This is a genomic window from Pengzhenrongella sicca (assembly GCF_017569225.1).
Lineage (GTDB): Bacteria > Actinomycetota > Actinomycetes > Actinomycetales > Cellulomonadaceae > Pengzhenrongella > Pengzhenrongella sicca.
The window spans coordinates 4,326,287-4,341,402 of sequence record NZ_CP071868.1; the positions used below are offsets into that span (position 1 = coordinate 4,326,287).

Annotated in this window: 14 protein-coding genes; 10 read left to right on the top strand and 4 right to left on the bottom strand. The window is 76.5% G+C overall.

The features are described 5' to 3' along the window. The first annotated feature begins 149 nt into the window (after nucleotides 1–149). On the top strand, nucleotides 150–572 hold the full coding sequence (locus tag J4E96_RS20295) for a helix-turn-helix domain-containing protein (RefSeq protein ID WP_264466175.1): 423 nt from the start codon (nucleotides 150–152) through the stop codon (nucleotides 570–572). On the opposite strand, the gene J4E96_RS19805 is transcribed toward J4E96_RS20295, so the two are convergent. Continuing rightward, nucleotides 548–1,174 (bottom strand): ClpP family protease, encoded by a 627-nt coding sequence (locus J4E96_RS19805; protein ID WP_227423734.1) that lies wholly within the window; start codon nucleotides 1,172–1,174, stop codon nucleotides 548–550. The genes J4E96_RS20295 and J4E96_RS19805 overlap by 25 nt on opposite strands. Next, on the bottom strand, nucleotides 1,174–1,827 hold the full coding sequence (locus J4E96_RS19810; RefSeq protein ID WP_227423735.1) for a ClpP family protease: 654 nt from the start codon (nucleotides 1,825–1,827) through the stop codon (nucleotides 1,174–1,176). Before J4E96_RS19810 ends, J4E96_RS19805 begins: the two co-directional genes overlap by 1 nt. A 210-nt stretch (nucleotides 1,828–2,037) precedes the next feature. Between J4E96_RS19810 and J4E96_RS19815 the strand changes: the two genes are divergently transcribed. Beyond that, complete coding sequence (locus J4E96_RS19815; protein WP_227423736.1) at nucleotides 2,038–2,940, top strand: hypothetical protein; 903 nt, start codon at nucleotides 2,038–2,040, stop codon at nucleotides 2,938–2,940. A gap of 12 nt (nucleotides 2,941–2,952) precedes the next feature. Here the strand turns inward: J4E96_RS19815 and J4E96_RS19820 are convergent, their stop codons facing one another. After that, entirely contained in the window at nucleotides 2,953–4,209 is a 1,257-nt protein-coding gene (locus J4E96_RS19820) for a glutamyl-tRNA reductase (RefSeq protein WP_227423737.1), read from the bottom strand. 36 nt (nucleotides 4,210–4,245) lie between these two features. On the opposite strand from J4E96_RS19820, the gene hemE reads away from it, so the two are divergent. The 7 genes from hemE to J4E96_RS19855 all read left to right on the top strand — a co-directional run bounded on the left by hemE (nucleotide 4,246) and on the right by J4E96_RS19855 (nucleotide 12,084). After that, nucleotides 4,246–5,337 carry a uroporphyrinogen decarboxylase gene (gene hemE / locus J4E96_RS19825; protein WP_406620126.1) on the top strand — a complete coding sequence of 364 codons (1,092 nt, stop codon included), beginning with the start codon at nucleotides 4,246–4,248 and terminating at the stop codon, nucleotides 5,335–5,337. Between the two features lies 1 nt (nucleotide 5,338). After that, a complete protein-coding gene (locus tag J4E96_RS19830; protein ID WP_227423739.1) occupies nucleotides 5,339–6,790 on the top strand; it encodes a protoporphyrinogen/coproporphyrinogen oxidase in 1,452 nt (483 codons plus the stop codon). A gap of 167 nt (nucleotides 6,791–6,957) precedes the next feature. Continuing rightward, complete coding sequence (gene hemC, locus J4E96_RS19835; protein ID WP_227423740.1) at nucleotides 6,958–7,962, top strand: hydroxymethylbilane synthase; 1,005 nt, start codon at nucleotides 6,958–6,960, stop codon at nucleotides 7,960–7,962. After that, the gene (locus tag J4E96_RS19840) at nucleotides 7,959–8,843 is read left to right on the top strand and encodes a uroporphyrinogen-III synthase (RefSeq protein ID WP_227423741.1); all 885 of its coding nucleotides are present in this window, start codon (nucleotides 7,959–7,961) and stop codon (nucleotides 8,841–8,843) included. Before hemC ends, J4E96_RS19840 begins: the two co-directional genes overlap by 4 nt. Before the next feature lie 5 nt (nucleotides 8,844–8,848). Further along, a complete protein-coding gene (gene hemB / locus J4E96_RS19845) occupies nucleotides 8,849–9,877 on the top strand; it encodes a porphobilinogen synthase (RefSeq protein WP_227423742.1) in 1,029 nt (342 codons plus the stop codon). Continuing rightward, on the top strand, nucleotides 9,874–11,253 hold the full coding sequence (gene hemL / locus J4E96_RS19850) for a glutamate-1-semialdehyde 2,1-aminomutase (protein ID WP_264466176.1): 1,380 nt from the start codon (nucleotides 9,874–9,876) through the stop codon (nucleotides 11,251–11,253). Before hemB ends, hemL begins: the two co-directional genes overlap by 4 nt. A 9-nt stretch (nucleotides 11,254–11,262) precedes the next feature. Then, a complete protein-coding gene (locus J4E96_RS19855) occupies nucleotides 11,263–12,084 on the top strand; it encodes a CPBP family intramembrane glutamic endopeptidase (protein ID WP_227423743.1) in 822 nt (273 codons plus the stop codon). 51 nt (nucleotides 12,085–12,135) lie between these two features. Here the strand turns inward: J4E96_RS19855 and J4E96_RS19860 are convergent, their stop codons facing one another. Continuing rightward, nucleotides 12,136–12,366: a hypothetical protein gene (locus J4E96_RS19860; RefSeq protein WP_227423744.1), complete on the bottom strand. Its 231-nt coding sequence runs from the start codon at nucleotides 12,364–12,366 to the stop codon at nucleotides 12,136–12,138. A 117-nt stretch (nucleotides 12,367–12,483) separates the two neighbouring features. Here J4E96_RS19860 and J4E96_RS19865 point away from each other — a divergent pair, with 117 nt between their 5' ends. Next, entirely contained in the window at nucleotides 12,484–15,012 is a 2,529-nt protein-coding gene (locus J4E96_RS19865) for a lysylphosphatidylglycerol synthase transmembrane domain-containing protein (protein WP_227423745.1), read from the top strand. Nucleotides 15,013–15,116 lie beyond the last annotated feature (104 nt).

Genomic DNA, 15,116 nt, shown 5'->3' on the forward strand with positions numbered 1-15,116 from the left:
AGGACAGGCACTACCTCACCGCAGATGGACTACTTCACCGCGCGCCCCCGGCCGTTCGCGCACGGCGGACGGGCGCGGCCGGCTCCGCCGCGCTCGCCGCTGCTACGTTCGAGCGATCACGTTGGTCGGCGCGGCGGAGGGAGCCACGGATGAGACCCGAGCCGCTCCTGCGCCGCCTGGTCGGCGCGATCCTGCGCACACGCCGCGAGGACCAGGGCCGCACGCTGCGCGACGTCGGCGCCGCGGCGCGCGTCTCGGTCGCGTACCTGTCCGAGGTCGAGCGCGGCCGCAAGGAGGCGTCCTCCGAGGTGCTCATCGCCATCTGCGGCGCCCTGGGCATGCGGCTGATCGACCTCGTCGACGCGGCGCACGCGGAGCTGCTCGCCAACGCGGTGCCGGCCAACGCGGTGCCGGGTCACTCGGTGCCGGGTCACGCGGTGCCAGGTCACGCGATCGTGGTCGACCTGACCGAGCGCCGGGCCGCGGCCGCCGACGGCGCGCCCCGCGTTGCCGGGCACGGCGCCGCGCTCGTGGGCCCCAGCTCCCCTCACGCGACCCTCCTGGCGGCCTGACCGTCGGTCAGCTTGACCGAGGTGACGATGTCGTCGATCAGGCCGTACTCCACGGCCTCGCGCGCGTCGAAGATGCGGTCGCGGTCCGTGTCGATCCGGAGCTTGTCCACCGCGTGACCAGTGTGCCGGGACAGGATCTGCTCGACCGCGGCACGCAGCCGCAGCACCTCGCGGGCCTGGATCTCGAGATCGGCGACCGTGCCCTCGCCCCCGCCCGACGGCTGGTGCAGCAGCACGCGCGCGTGCTCGAGCGCGAACCGCTTGCCGGGGGCGCCCGCGGCGAGCAGCACCGCGGCGGCCGACGCCGCCTGGCCCATGCAGAACGTCGAGATTTCCGGCCGGACGAACTGCATCGTGTCGTAGATCGCCATCAGCGCCGTGAGCGAGCCGCCCGGGGAGTTGATGTACAGGCTGATGCCGTCGTCCGGGTTGGCCGACTGCAGGTGCAGGAGCTGCGCGATGGTGACGTTCGCGACGTCGTCGTCGATCTCGGTGCCGAGGAAGATGATCCGCTCCGAGAGCAGCCGGCTGAAGATGTCGGCCGTGCGCTCCCCCGTCGGCCGCTGCTCGACGACCATCGGCACCGTGTAGTGGCCGGCCATCACAGGCCTACCTTCGGCCGGGCGCCGTCGGGTCGGACGTCGCCGAGCTGGGTCACGACGCGGTCGACGAGGCCGTACTCCGCGGCCTCGGGTGCGGTGAACCAGCGGTCGCGGTCGCTGTCCCGCGCGATCGTCTCGACGCTCTGGCCGGAGTGCTCGGCGATCAGGGCCTGCATGGTCGCCTTCACGTGCGCCATGTTCTGCGCCTGGATCGCGATGTCGACCGCCGTGCCGCCGAGGCCGCCCGAGGGCTGGTGCATGAGGATGCGCGCGTGCGCGAGCGCGAACCGCTTGCCGGGCGTGCCCGCGCAGAGCAGGAACTGCGCGGCGCTTGCCGCGAGCCCCATCGCGAGGGTGGAGACGTCGTTCGGGATCAGCCGCATGGAGTCGTAGATCGCGAGCCCCGCGCTCACGGAGCCGCCGGGGGAGTTGATGTACAGCGCGATGTCGAGTCGGGGGTCCTCGGCCGACAGCAGCAGGAGCTGGGCGCAGATGCGGTTCGCGATCGCGTCGTCGACCTCGGCCCCGAGCACGATGATGCGCTGGTGCAGCAGGCGGGCGGCGAGCTGGTCGTCGAACGGGGCGGGCGGGGCGTCGAGCCGGGCGCGCGGACCTGTGCGGGCGTCGGCCCGGTCGGCGGGGGCGAGGTTCATGGCGGGGTTCCTTTCGCGAGCGGGGTGCAGGCCTCCACCGTCGCCCCCCGGGGCGCCCGAACGGGCCCGCGTCTGCCGGCAGCGGATTCGCCCTCGGCAGACGCCCCGCGACCCGGCTCGAGCGAGTCCGCGATTTCGCTGCGGCGCCCGCCTCCCGTCTGCCAAACTGTCGGCTTTGGCCTGTTTTCCGCCGCGCGAGAGGGGCTTGGCATGCTCCTGGAGAAGGTGGTCACCCCCTGGATCACGCGCGGCTACCTCCTGGACGGCAACGACCGCGTCGCCGGGTACGTCTCGCGCGCCGTGGACGTCGAGGGTGCGGTGACCCCCGACCAGCTGATCGCGGCGCACCGGCTCACGGGGGCCCGGTTCCCGTTCCACGCCGGGGCGCCCTGGCTCGACGTCCTGCGCTTCGAGAGCTCACCGCAGCTGCACTACATCCCCGGCCGGCCCGGCGCGCCGGAGCCCCCGTGGTGGCTGCGGCACTCGCGACTGACGCCCGGCGCCGAGCTGCTGCGCCGGTTCGACGACGGCTCGTTCGTCGTGCTCGGGCGCTACCTCGACCTGGGCGCTGGCTGGCAGGTCGTGCACGCGGCGGTACCGCGGCCCAGCGCGCCGGCGCTGTCGCGCTGCGTCGGCCCGGTCGCGCAGTGGCACGGGAGCTTCGTGGACGCCGACGTCGTCGACGGCGGCCGCTCGGTCGTCCTCGCCCTCGCCAGCCCGCCGCTCGAAGAGCCCGGCTTCGCCCCCGGAGCGCGGGGCCGCTGGCGGCGGGTCGTGCCGCGAGCGGACGTGACCGAGCTGTTCGAGCTCGACGTCACGGCGGCCTGGCGCGGCCTGCCCGTGCGGATGGTCGATCAGTGGATGGGCCGCGACCGGGACGTCATCGCCCGGATCTCGTCGCTGAGCGACGACGACGCGGCGGCCTCCTCGCGCGGGATGCCCTGCGTCGACCCCGGACTGTACGAGCTGACCGTCCCCGCGGCCGAGCTCACCGACCTGGTCGCGCTCCGCCTGCCGATCGAGCCGGAGCCCGCACCGCCGCCGACCATGACCCGGCGCACCTCTCGTGACGACCGGCGCAGCAGCGACCGGGCGGTGCCGAGCGGGCGGTAGGCCGACGGACCGCTACGCCGTGGGCGGCACGGGCGGGGAAGGAATCGACGCGAGCTCGGCGAGCGCCGCCGCGAACGCCTGACCGTCGCCGGCCCGGGCGGCGGCCCGCGCGCGCACCGTGGGGGCGTGCAGCTGGGTGCGCGTGCGGCGCCGCAGCGTGCGGACCGCGCGGTCGGCGGCGTCCTCGGGCCGCGCCGTGGCCCGGATCCGCGCCGACTCGGCCTCGAGCGGGCCGAGCACGCGGCGTCGCTCGATCGCAATCAGCGCGTCGCGCTCGCGCGCTCCGCGGGCCGACTCGAACTCGCTCGACGCCGCGCGAATCAGCGCGCGCGCCTGCTCGACGGGTTCGGAGTGCTCGGGCGGCGCCTGCTCGCGGACGGTGGCCAGGTCGATCAGGCGCACCCCGGGCAGGTCCCCGACCGTCGGCTCGACGTCGTGGCGCAGCGCGAGGTCGACGACGACGCGCGGGTGCCCGGTCGCGGCGCGTGCGTGCGCCACCGTCTCGGCGTCCAGCACGCCGCCCGCCGCGCCGCTGCACGCGACGACGAGGTCGGCGGTCGCGACGGCGTCGGCCAGACCCCCCTCCGCCACCGCCACGGCGTCCCGCGCCTGCGCGAAGACCGCGGCCCGGCCCGACGGCGAGTAGACCCGGATGCCGCGGCAGCCGCGCCGGCGCAGCGCCGCCAGGCTCGCGCCGGCGTACGAGCCGGTCCCCACGAGCACGACCCGCGTCTGCGCCCACGGCGGCAGGTCGGGCTCCGCCAGGTCGAGCGCGACGCCGACGACGGAGCGGCCGGCCGCGCCGAGGCCCGTGCGGGTGCCGACGTCGCGGGAGGCCCGCGAGGCGGACTGGAACAGGCGTTCGAGACCCGACGACGTCGTCCCGTCGGCGCGGGCCGCCGTGAGCGCGCGGCGGACCTGGCCCGAGATCTCCCGCTCGCCGACGACCATCGAGTCGAGCCCCGCGGCGACTGCGAACAGGTGCGCGGGCACCTCGTCCCCGCTCAGGACGCGCAGGTGCGCCGAGACGTCGGCCGCCCGCAGCCCCGTCGCGGCCGCGACAACGGCCGTCGCGGCCGTCGCGGCCGCCGCCTCCTGCCCGGGGGCGACCTCGAGGTAGATCTCGAACCGGTTACAGGTCGCCAGGACGACCGCGCCCGTCTGGGCAGCACCGTCCGCCGCGACGGCTCGTCCCACCGAGTGCGCGTCGGCACTGAGCCGCTCGAGCACGTCGAGATCGAGGTCGCGGTGACTGGCGATCAATGACATCAGCACCACAGCACCCCGATTCAACCAGGCCGGACAATGGACGGCACAATTGCCCGCGTGCCCCTGACTTCGAATCACCCCCTCAACGACGGCAGAACGGCCGGCTCGGCCGTCGTTCGCGCCTTTTCCGCCGACCGCCCCGAGCGCCTTCCGGTCTGGTTCATGCGCCAGGCGGGCCGGTCGCTGCCCGAGTACCGCGCGGCCCGCGAGGGCACCGGCATGCTCGAGGCGTGCCTGCGCCCGGAGCTCGCGAGCGAGCTCACGCTGCAGCCCGTGCGCCGCCACGGCGTCGACGCCGCGATCTTCTTCAGCGACATCGTCGTCCCGCTGCTGCTGGCGGGCGTCGACGTCGACATCGAGTCGGGGGTCGGCCCCGTCCTCGGCGCCCCGATCCGCACGGCCGACGACGTCGCGCGCCTGGTCGACGCCGGGCCGTTGACGCCGGCGGCGCTCGCCCCGGTGACGGGCGGGGTCGAGCTGACGGTCGCCGAGCTCGGCCGGACCCCGCTCATCGGCTTCGCCGGGGCCCCGTTCACCCTCGCCGCCTACCTCGTGGAGGGTCGGCCCTCGCGCGACCACCTCGCCGCGCGCACGCTCATGCACGCCGACCCGGCGACGTGGGCCGCGCTGACCGACTGGGCCGCCGATGTCACCGGCGCCTTCCTGCGCGCGCAGGTGCTCGCGGGCGCGAGCGCCGTGCAGCTGTTCGACTCATGGGCCGGCGCGCTCTCGGCCGCCGACTACGTCGCGCACGCGGCGCCCGCGAGCGCGCGTGCCCTCGCCCAGGTCGCCGACCTCGGGGTCAAGGTCGTGCACTTCGGCACCGGGACCGAGCACCTGCTGACGGCGATGCGCGAGGTGGGCGCCGACGTCGTCGGCATCGACTACCGCACGCCGCTCGACCACGCCAACCGGCTGCTCGGCGGCGCGGTCCCGCTGCAAGGCAACCTCGATCCCGCGCTGCTCGCCGCGCCGTGGGACGTGCTCGAAGCGCACGTGCGCGACGTCGTCGGGCGCGGGTCCTGGGCCCCCGCGCACGTCGTCAACCTCGGCCACGGCGTGCCGCCGGGCACTGACCCCGGCGTCCTGACCCGGGTCGTCGAGCTCGTGCACCGGCTCGGCCACTGAGGTGGACGACGCACCGGACGTCCTCGTGATCGGCGGCGGCATCGCGGGCCTCGTGGCCGCGCGCGAGCTGGCCGTGGCCGGGCTGCGCCCGATCGTGCTCGAGGCGTGGCAGCGCCCGGGCGGCGCCGTGGGGCGGCACACGGTCGCGGGCCTGCAGCTCGATGCGGGCGCGGAGTCGTTCGCGACGCGCGGCGGGACGGTCGCCGCCCTCGTCGGCGAGCTCGGCCTGGGCGCCGCGATCGCCGCGCCGGCGCGCCGGGGCGCGTGGGTGCAGCTCCCCGGCCGGGCCGGCACGCTGCCGCGCACCGGCCTGCTCGGCATCCCGGCGCACCCGTGGGCGTCCGACGTCCGGCGCACGATCGGCGTCGCCGGCGCGCTGCGCGCGAGCGTGGACCGGTGGCTGCCCGCCGCGGTCGGCGCCACGGGTCGCGACGGCTCGCCCGCGAGCCTCGCCCACCTTGTCGCCACCCGGATGGGCCGCCGGGTGCTCGACCGCCTCGTCACCCCGGTCGTCGCCGGCATCCACGCGGCCGACCCGGGCGACCTCGACGTCGAGTCGGTGGCCCCCGGGCTGCGGGCCGCGCTGGCCGCCCGCGGCTCGCTCGGCGCGGCCGTCGGCTCGCTGCGTGCGCTCGCCCCGGCCGGCGCGGCCGTCGCCGGCCTGACCGGCGGCATGTTCACGCTCGTCGACGCCCTGGTGGCCGACGTCCGCGCGCGCGGCGGACGCGTCGAGGCGCACGCGCGCGTCGTCGCGATCGACCGGGCGCCGACCGCCGACGCCGCGGCCTGGGTCGTGCGGATCGCGGCCAGCCCGGCGGGTCCCGGCCGCGACGCCCGCCCGGAGCGCGTCCTGACGGCGGCCGGCGTCGTGCTCGCGCTGCCCGGCCCGGCGGCCGCCGAGCTGCTCGCGCCGCACCTGCCGGCGCTCGAGCGCGCGCGACCCGACCCTGGCGCCGACGTCGTGCTCGCGACCCTCGTGCTCGACGCGCCCGCGCTCGACCGCGCGCCCCGCGGCACCGGCGTGCTGGTCGCGCCCGGGGTCGCCGGCGTGCGGGCCCGGGCGCTCACCCACGCGAGCGCCAAGTGGGCCTGGCTCGCCGCCGCCGCGGGTCCGGGCCGGCACGTGCTGCGCCTGTCCTACGGCGCCGCGGCCGCACCGCTCACACCCGACGAGCTCACGGCGCTCGCGCTGCGCGACGCCGCGACGCTGCTCGGCGTGCCGCTCGACGCCGCCCAGGTGATCGCGTCGGCTCGCGTGCGCTGGTCGCAGTCGCTGCCGCAGCCGAGCGCCGCGCACCGCGCGACGGTGGAGGCGACCCGCGTGGGCGCGGGCGGGCTGGCGGGCCTCGAGGTCTGCGGGGCCTGGCTCGCGGGCAACGGGCTCGCGGCCGTGGTCGCGGACGCGCGGGCGGCCGGCCGGCGCCTCGCGGAAAGCTCGCACAATGCCCACTAGCCGTTCCTGACAATGCGTCACGAACATTCATGGCGTACGCCCAGAAAATCCGCTCCCGGCGCACCGGCACACGCGAGGTGACATTCCGTCAGGTCGAGGGTTGTGGTGCAGATCACCCTGCGGCCACACCTTTCGACATCCCCGCGCCGGGCGCGCAGACTGACCCCATGCCGCCCCCCGCCCCGCTCGCCATCCGGGTGGGGACACGGGCGAGCGCGCTCGCGCTGACGCAGACCGGGCACGTCGCCGCGGTGCTCGAGGCGGCGCCCGGGCTGTCCGCCGAGCTCGTGCGCATCACGACCGACGGCGACCGCCTCACCGGGTCGCTCGTCGCGCTCGGCGGCACCGGCGTGTTCGTCACGGCGCTGCGCGACGCGCTGCTGGATGGCCGCTGCGACGTCGCGGTGCACTCGCTCAAGGACCTTCCGACCGGTGCCGCCGCCGGGCTCGTGATCGCCGCGATTCCCGAGCGGGCCGACCCACGCGACGCGCTGTGCGCGCGGGACGGACTGACCCTCGCCGAGCTCCCGGCGGGCGCCCGGGTCGGCACCGGCTCGCCACGCCGCGCCGCCCAGCTGCTCGCGGCCCGGCCGGACCTGGCCGTCGTCGACATCCGCGGCAACGTCGACACCCGCCTGCGCCGCGTCGCGCCGGGCGACCTCGACGCCGTCGTGCTCGCCGCCGCCGGCCTGGCCCGGCTCGGCCGGCTCGCCGCCGCGACCGAGCTGCTCGACCCCGCCGTCATGTCCCCCGCCCCCGGCCAGGGCGCGCTGGCCGTCGAGGCCCGGGCCGCGGACGCGACCGGCGCCGGGGACACAGGCCCGCGCTCGGCGCTTGCGCGGGCGCTCGCCGCGCTCGACCACGCGCCCTCGCGCCTGGCGGTCACCGCGGAGCGCGCGCTGCTGGCGCGGCTCGAGGCCGGCTGCGCCGCGCCGGTCGGGGTGCACGCGCGCGCCACGGCCGCGGGGCTCGTGCTCGAGGCCGTGGTCTGCCGGCCCGACGGCGGCGCCCAGCTGCGCCGCAGCCGCACCGCCGCGCTGCCGCCCGAGGTGCCGACGGACGGGTCCGTGGTCGCGGCCCGCCTCGCGGCCGCGCACGCGCTCGGGGTCGAGCTCGCCGACGTGCTGCTGGCGAGCGGCGCGGCCGCCCTGGCCGGGCTCGGAACCCGATGACCGGGCCGGCCACGCCCCGGCCGCTCGAGGGGCTCGGCGTCTTCGTCCCGCGGACCCCGGCCCGCGGCGCCGCCCTGCTCGCGGCACTGCGCGCCGCCGGGGCCGACCCCGTCGCGGCGCCGCTGATCACCATCGGAGCGCCGGCGGACCCCGAACCGATGGACGCGGCGATCGCCCTGCTCGCGGGTGGCGGCTACGGCTGGGTCGCGGTCACGAGCACCTTCGCGGTCGACGGGCTCCAGGACGCCGCCTACCGCCGGGGGCTCACGCTCGGGCGCCTGGTCGAGGACGGCCGGGCCGCGCGGCCCGGAAGCACCCTCGTGGCCGCGGTCGGCGACGCGACAGCGGCGGCGCTCGCCCGCGCCGGCGTGTCGGCGGACTTCATCCCCGCGACCGAGCAGTCCGCGCGCGGCATGCTCGCCGACTGGCCGTCCGCCGCCCCGGCCGCGCCGACGGACGGCGCCGTGCTGCTCCCGCAGAGCGACCTCGCCGAGCCCGACCTCGCCGCCGGGCTCGCCGCGCGCGGCTGGCGTCCGCAGGCCGTCGTGGCGTACACGAACAGCGCCGCGCCGGCCCTGCCGGCTGCGCTCGTCGCCGACCTGGCGTCGGGCCGGCTGCCCGCGATCGTGCTCACCTCCGGCAGCGCCGCGCGCCGGCTCGCCGAGCAGGTCGCCGTTCCCGCGTCGACCCTCGTGTGCTGCATCGGGCCCCGCACCGCGCAGGTCGCGGCGGGCCTGGGGCTGGCCGTCTCCGCGGTCGCGAGCCACCCGAACCCGGACGCGGTCGTCGCAGCCCTCAGCGCCGCCGTCGGCCGCCGCGGACCCGACCCCGGCGCCGGCCCCGAACCCACCCCCACCGCACCGCCCACCACCCCGAGGTGACCTGCATGAACCCGCAAGACCCCGCTGTGCACCGCCCTGACCAGCGCGACCGCCCGCGCCGGCTGCGCTCGAGCGCCGCCGTGCGAGCCCTGGCGACCGAGACGCGCGTGCACCCCGGCGACCTCGTGCTGCCGCTGTTCGTCAAGGAAGGGCTGACCGAGCCCCGCCCGATCGCGTCGATGCCGGGCGTCGTCCAGCACTCGCGCGCGAGCCTGCGCGCCGCGGTCGAGGCGGCCGCCGACGCCGGGCTCGCCGGCGTGATGCTGTTCGGAGTCCCGCTGGTGCGCGACGCCGTCGGCTCGGGCGCGACCGACCCGGCCGGGATCCTCAACCTCGCGATCGCCGACGCCGTCGACGCCGCGCGCGGCCGGCTCGTCGTGATGGCCGACCTGTGCCTCGACGAGTTCACCGACCACGGCCACTGCGGCGTGCTGCGCACCGCACCCGACGGCACCGTCGTCGTCGACAACGACGCGACGCTCGAGCGCTACACCGCGCTGGCCCTCGTGCAGGCGCGCGCGGGCGCCCACCTCGTCGGGCTCAGCGGGATGATGGACCACCAGACCGCCGCGGTCCGGGACGCGCTCGACGCGGCCGGGTTCGCCGACGTGCTCGTGCTCGCATACGCGGCCAAGTACGCCTCGGCGTTCTACGGCCCGTTCCGCGAGGCGGTCGAGTCCACGCTCGAGGGCGACCGTCGGGCCTACCAGATGGACCCCGCCAACCGGCGCGAGGCCGCCCGGGAGGTCGCCGCCGACGTCGCCGAGGGGGCCGACGTCGTCATGGTCAAGCCCGCGCTCGCCTACCTCGACGTGCTCGCCGACGTCGCGGCGACGAGCCCCGTCCCGGTCGCCGCGTACCAGGTCTCGGGGGAGTACGCGATGATCGAGGCGGCCGCCGCGAACGGCTGGATCGACCGGCGCCGCGCCATCGAGGAGTCCGTGCTGAGCATCCGCCGCGCGGGCGCCGACCTCATCCTCACGTACTGGGCCACCGAGCTTGCCGGCTGGCTGACCGAAGGGACCACCCCGTGACCGACCCGACCACTCCGTCCGCGACCGCGACCGCCACCGCGACCGCCCCGGCCGCCGCGCCCCGCTCCGCCGAGCTGTTCGCGCGGGCCCGGGCGGCGCTGCCCGGCGGGGTGAACTCGCCCGTGCGCGCCTACGGGTCGGTCGGGGGGACCCCGCGCTTCCTCGTGTCCGCGCACGGCCCGTACGTCGTCGACGCCGACGGCCGCGAGTACGTCGACCTCGTGTGCTCGTGGGGCCCGGCGATCCTCGGGCACGCCCACCCCGCCGTCGTCGACGCCGTGCAGCGCGCCGCCGCGCGCGGGCTCTCGTTCGGGGCGCCGACACCGTCCGAGACCGAGCTCGCCGAGGAGATCCTGCGCCGGGTGCCCGCCGCCGAGCGGGTCCGGCTCGTCTCGACCGGCACCGAGGCGACGATGACCGCGGTCCGGCTCGCGCGCGGGATCACCGGCCGCGACCTCATCGTGAAGTTCGCCGGCTGCTACCACGGCCACGTGGACGGGCTGCTCGCGCAGGCCGGCTCCGGGGTCGCGACTCTCGCCCTGCCCGGCTCGGCCGGCGTCACCGCCGCGACCGCCGCGGAGACGATCGTGCTCCCCTACAACGACCTCGCCGCCGTCGAGGCGGCGTTCGCCGAGCGCGGCGACCGGATCGCGGCGGTCATCACCGAGGCGTCCCCGGCCAACATGGGCGTCGTCCCGCCGCTGCCGGGGTTCAACGCCGCCCTGGCCCGGATCGCCCACGCGCACGGCGCGCTGCTCATCCAGGACGAGGTGCTCACCGGGTTCCGGGTGAGCCCGGCCGGCTGGTGGGGCCTGGAGGGCCGGGCGGAGGGCTGGGCGCCGGACCTGTTCGCGTTCGGCAAGGTGATCGGCGGCGGGCTGCCGGTCGCCGCGATCGCCGGCCCGGCCGCGCTCATGGACCAGCTCGCGCCGCTCGGGCCGGTCTACCAGGCCGGCACGCTCTCGGGGAACCCCGTCGCGACGGCCGCTGGCCTCGCGACCCTGCGCGCCGCCGACGCCGGCGTCTACGCGCGGATGGACGACGTCGCGGCCCAGCTCGGCGACGCCGTCTCGGCCGCGCTCTCGGCCGCGGGGGTCGCCCACGGCATCCAGCGCGCCGGCAGCCTGTTCAGCGTCATGTTCGGCGCCGACGCCGCCGCCGGGGTCCGCGACTACGCGGGCGCGCAGGCGCAGGAGACGTACCGGTACGCGCCGTTCTTCCACGCGATGCTCGCGGGCGGCGTCAACCTGCCGCCGTCCGTCTTCGAGGCCTGGTTCGTCAGCGCCGCGCACGACGACGCGGCGCTCGACCGCATCGTCGCGGCGCTCCCGGCCGCGGCCCGCGCGGCCGCCGCCGCGACCGCGCCGCGTGCGTAGGTTGGGCGCATGTCCGCCGACTCCGACGTCCCCGCCGCTGCCACCCCCGCCGCGGCGCCGCCCCCGGGCCGGGGAGCCCTGCGCCGTCGCCTGACCGCCGAGGTGTGGATCGTGCTCGGGCTCTCGCTCGGGCAGTCGGGCGTGTACGCGATCGTCAACATCGTCGCGCGGCTGACGGCGGGGACCCCGCTCAAGGACCAGGCGACCACGCTCAACCCGAGCCTGTCCCCGCGGCCCTACCTCGACCTGACCTACCAGGTGCTGGGGATCGCGTTCGCGCTCGTGCCGGTCGCGCTCGCGCTCTACCTGCTGTCCGCCAACGGGCGCAGCGCGGTGCGGCGGCTCGGGCTGACCACGGCGCGGCCCCTGCGCGACCTGGGCGTCGGGGTCGGGCTCGCCGCGGCGATCGGCCTGCCCGGCCTCGCGCTCTACGCCGCCGGCCGCGCGCTCGGGATCACCGTCCAGGTGCAGGCCTCGGCGCTCAACGACGCCTGGTGGACCATCCCGATCCTCATCCTCGCCGCGTTGCAGAACGCGCTGCTCGAGGAGGTGATCGCGGTCGGCTACCTGATGGAGCGGCTGCGCGAGCTGCGCTGGTCGACGCCCGCGACCCTGGCCGCGAGCGCCCTGCTGCGCGGCTCGTACCACCTCTACCAGGGCTACGGGGCGTTCGTAGGCAACGTCGTAATGGGCGTCGTGTTCGCCGAGTACTTCCGGCGCACGCGCCGCGTCCTGCCGCTCGTCATCGCGCACACGCTGCTCGACATCGTCGCGTTCGTTGGCTATGCCCTGATCCCCGCGCACTGGCGCGCCGCGCTCGGCCTCAACTGAGCCGGGCGCCGGGCGCCAGCCCATCGCCGAGCATCGGCGCCGCGCTGGGCGTCAGCCCCGACCGAACCGCGTGCCGCCGTACTTGTGGTGGACCGCCTGCCTGCTGACGCCGAGCATGATCGCGATCGCCGCCCACGAGACGCCGCCCACGCGCGCGCGGCGCACCGCTAGCTCCTCGCGCCGGTCCACCTCGCGACGCAGCTCGGCGAGCGCCGCGAGCGCGCCCAGCGGATCGTCGTCGTCCGCCCGTTGTGCCAGTGCGCTCAACGTGATCTCCTCCATCCGTCCGTGCCCCGCTCTGCGCCCGTCGGGCCCTCGGATGTCAATCTAGATTGACGATCGGTAGGGTGTCAATCCATGTTGACACTCGGAACCCCGTCCCCGACCTAGACTCCCCCCATGCCCGAGTCGATCGCGCCCGTGTTCCGTGCCCCGCAGCGGGCGCGGGCAGGCGAGGACGCGCCGAGCGTGCAGATCGAGGACACCCCGACGGCGCGCGTGCACCACCCGAGCGACCTGGTCGGGCTGGTCCTGACGGTCCTCAGCGCCGCGGTCGTGATGCTGCTCGCCGTCTACGCGCACGGCACCACCGCGGGGGTCGCGGCGGACGTGCAGGGCTTCAGCTCGATCGTGCGCCGCATCCTCGTCTTTCCCGTCGCGGTTCTCGAGGCCTCCATCGCCCTGATCGCGCCGATCGCGGTGCTGACCGAGCTCGCCGTCCGCCGCCTCGGGCGCCAGATGTTGGAGGTCGTCGCGGCAGGGGTGGCGGCGCTCGTGCTCTGCGCCGGGGTGCTCGCCGCGGTCGCCGCGTTCGGCTCGGACGACCTCGTGCGCGGCCTGTCCGTGTGGCGGGGAGGGCAGTGGACGCTCTCGATCCCGGCCTCGCTCGCGGCGCTCGCCGGCCTGCTCACCACCGCCGGCCCGCGGGGCCGACGGCGCTCGGTGGACTGGTCCTGGAACCTCGTGTGGGTCTCGCTCGGTGTCGTGCTCGTCACCGGTCAGGTGTCCCTGCCCGGAGCGGCGCTCGCGCTGCTCATCGGCCGGGCCGGCGGGCTGACGGTCCGGTACGTCTCGGGCGTGCAGTCCGAGCGCGCGTATGGGCCGGCACTCGTCGCCGGGATCCGGCGCGCGGGCTTCACCCCGGCGCGGCTCGTGCGCGTCCCGGAAGCCGGAAGCGACGTCGACGGCGTCGGCGGCGCGGACGGGCCGGACGAGTCCTCCGTCGCGATCGCGGCCGACACCAACAACCGCGTCTACGAGCTGACGACCGACGACGGCGAGGAGCTGTCCGTCGTCGTGCTCGACGGCGACCGCCAGGTGATCGGCGGGCTGAGCCGGCTGTGGCGCTCGCTGCGCCTGCGCGGGATCGAGGGGCGGTCGTTCGTGTCGTTGCGGCAGGCCGCCGAGCGCGCCGCGCTGCTGGCCTACGCCGCGCGCGCCGCGGGCGTGCGCACGCCCGCGCTGCTCGCCGTCGCCGAGGCCGAGGACTCGATGCTGCTCATCCAGGCCCGCCCCGGCCACGCCGTCGCGCTGCGCCACCTCGACCCTGCCGACCTCGACGACGAGCTGCTGCGGGCGATCTGGGCGCAGCTGCGCCTCGCCCACGACGCCGGGATCGCGCACCGCGCCCTGACCTCCGACACCGTGCTCGTCGAGCCCGGCCCGCTCGAAGCCGGGGGGCCCGGGGCCGAGCCGCGCGAGCCGCTCGTCTGGCTCACCGACTGGGACTCGGGCGACATCGCGTCGTCCGAGCTCGCGCGACGGATGGACCTGACCCAGATGCTCGCGTTGCTGGCGCTGCGAGTGGGGGCCACCCGGGCCTTGGAGTCCGCGACCGCCGTGCTCCCGGACGACGACATCGCCGCGCTCGGGCCGATGCTGCAGACGATCGCCCTGCCGCACCGCACGCGCGAGGAGATCCGCGCCCACCGCGAGGTCCTCGCCGACGTGCGGTCCGCTCTCGTCGAGCGGCTGCCCGAGGCCGACGTCGAGCCCGAGCGCCTCGTCCGGTTCGGCGCCCGCACCGTGATCACCGTGATCCTGCCGGTCGTGGCGGTCGTCGTCGTCCTCGCCACGATCAACGTCGAGCAGATCGCGTCCGCGCTGTCCACGAGCGACTGGCGCTGGAGCGTCGTCGCGTTCGCGCTCGGCCTGCTCACCTTCTTCGGCGCCGCGCTCGCGTTCGTCGCGTTCTCGCCCGTCCGGCTCGCCGTGTGGAACGCGACGCTCGTGCAGACGGCCGGCGCCTTCGTGGCGCTCGCCGCCCCGGCGGGCATCGGGCCGGCCGCGCTCAACCTTCGGATGCTCACCAAGCGCGGCGTGACCACGTCGCTCGCCGTCGCGACCGTCGCGCTCGTGCAGGTCTCGCAGTTCGTCGTGACCATCGCGCTCCTGCTCGTGCTCTCGATCGGGTCCGGGACGAACGAGGCTTCCCGCTTCACGCCGAGCCCGGTGACGCTGCTGATCATCGGCGTGCTCGCGGGCCTCGCCGCCTCCTCGCTGCTTGTGCCCGCCGTGCGCCAGTGGCTCGTGCGCCGCACGATGCCCACGATCTCGCAGACCTGGCCCCGCCTGATCGAGGTCGTCGGGCAGCCGCGCAAGCTCGCCCTCGCGCTCGCCGGCAACGTCCTGATGACCATGGGCTACGTGCTCGCGTTCGACGCCTCGCTGGCGGCGTTCGGCCAGGAGTTGAGCCTCGTGCAGGTCGCGCTCGTGTACCTGATCGGCAACGCCGCCGGCGCGGCCGTCCCGTCACCCGGCGGCATCGGCACGATCGAGCTCGCCCTCATCGGCGGGCTCACCGCGGCGGGCCTGAACCCCGGCGTCGCGACCTCGGTGGCGATCCTGTTCCGCGTCCTGACGTACTGGCTGCGCATCCCGATCGGCTGGGTCGCGATGCGCACCCTCCAGCGCTCGGGCGAGCTCTAACGGACTGGTTCCGGCGGGCGTCAGTGTGCGCACCGGTTCTGCGCCTGCGCACAGGGTGGGTTTCGGGGTGGGGTGCGTGTGGGTGGTCCGTCCTAGTCTGTACA

Coding starts and splice junctions, on each gene's coding strand:
- hemE (WP_406620126.1), top strand. CDS start 4,246: ATGGACGGCACAATTGCCCGCGTGCCCCTGACTTCGAATCACCCCCTC.
- hemC (WP_227423740.1), top strand. CDS start 6,958: ATGCCGCCCCCCGCCCCGCTCGCCATCCGGGTGGGGACACGGGCGAGC.
- J4E96_RS19820 (WP_227423737.1), bottom strand. CDS start 4,209: ATGTCATTGATCGCCAGTCACCGCGACCTCGATCTCGACGTGCTCGAG.
- J4E96_RS19815 (WP_227423736.1), top strand. CDS start 2,038: ATGCTCCTGGAGAAGGTGGTCACCCCCTGGATCACGCGCGGCTACCTC.
- hemB (WP_227423742.1), top strand. CDS start 8,849: ATGAACCCGCAAGACCCCGCTGTGCACCGCCCTGACCAGCGCGACCGC.
- J4E96_RS19860 (WP_227423744.1), bottom strand. CDS start 12,366: ATGGAGGAGATCACGTTGAGCGCACTGGCACAACGGGCGGACGACGAC.
- J4E96_RS19840 (WP_227423741.1), top strand. CDS start 7,959: ATGACCGGGCCGGCCACGCCCCGGCCGCTCGAGGGGCTCGGCGTCTTC.
- J4E96_RS19855 (WP_227423743.1), top strand. CDS start 11,263: ATGTCCGCCGACTCCGACGTCCCCGCCGCTGCCACCCCCGCCGCGGCG.
- J4E96_RS19810 (WP_227423735.1), bottom strand. CDS start 1,827: ATGAACCTCGCCCCCGCCGACCGGGCCGACGCCCGCACAGGTCCGCGC.
- J4E96_RS19805 (WP_227423734.1), bottom strand. CDS start 1,174: ATGGCCGGCCACTACACGGTGCCGATGGTCGTCGAGCAGCGGCCGACG.
- J4E96_RS19865 (WP_227423745.1), top strand. CDS start 12,484: ATGCCCGAGTCGATCGCGCCCGTGTTCCGTGCCCCGCAGCGGGCGCGG.
- J4E96_RS20295 (WP_264466175.1), top strand. CDS start 150: ATGAGACCCGAGCCGCTCCTGCGCCGCCTGGTCGGCGCGATCCTGCGC.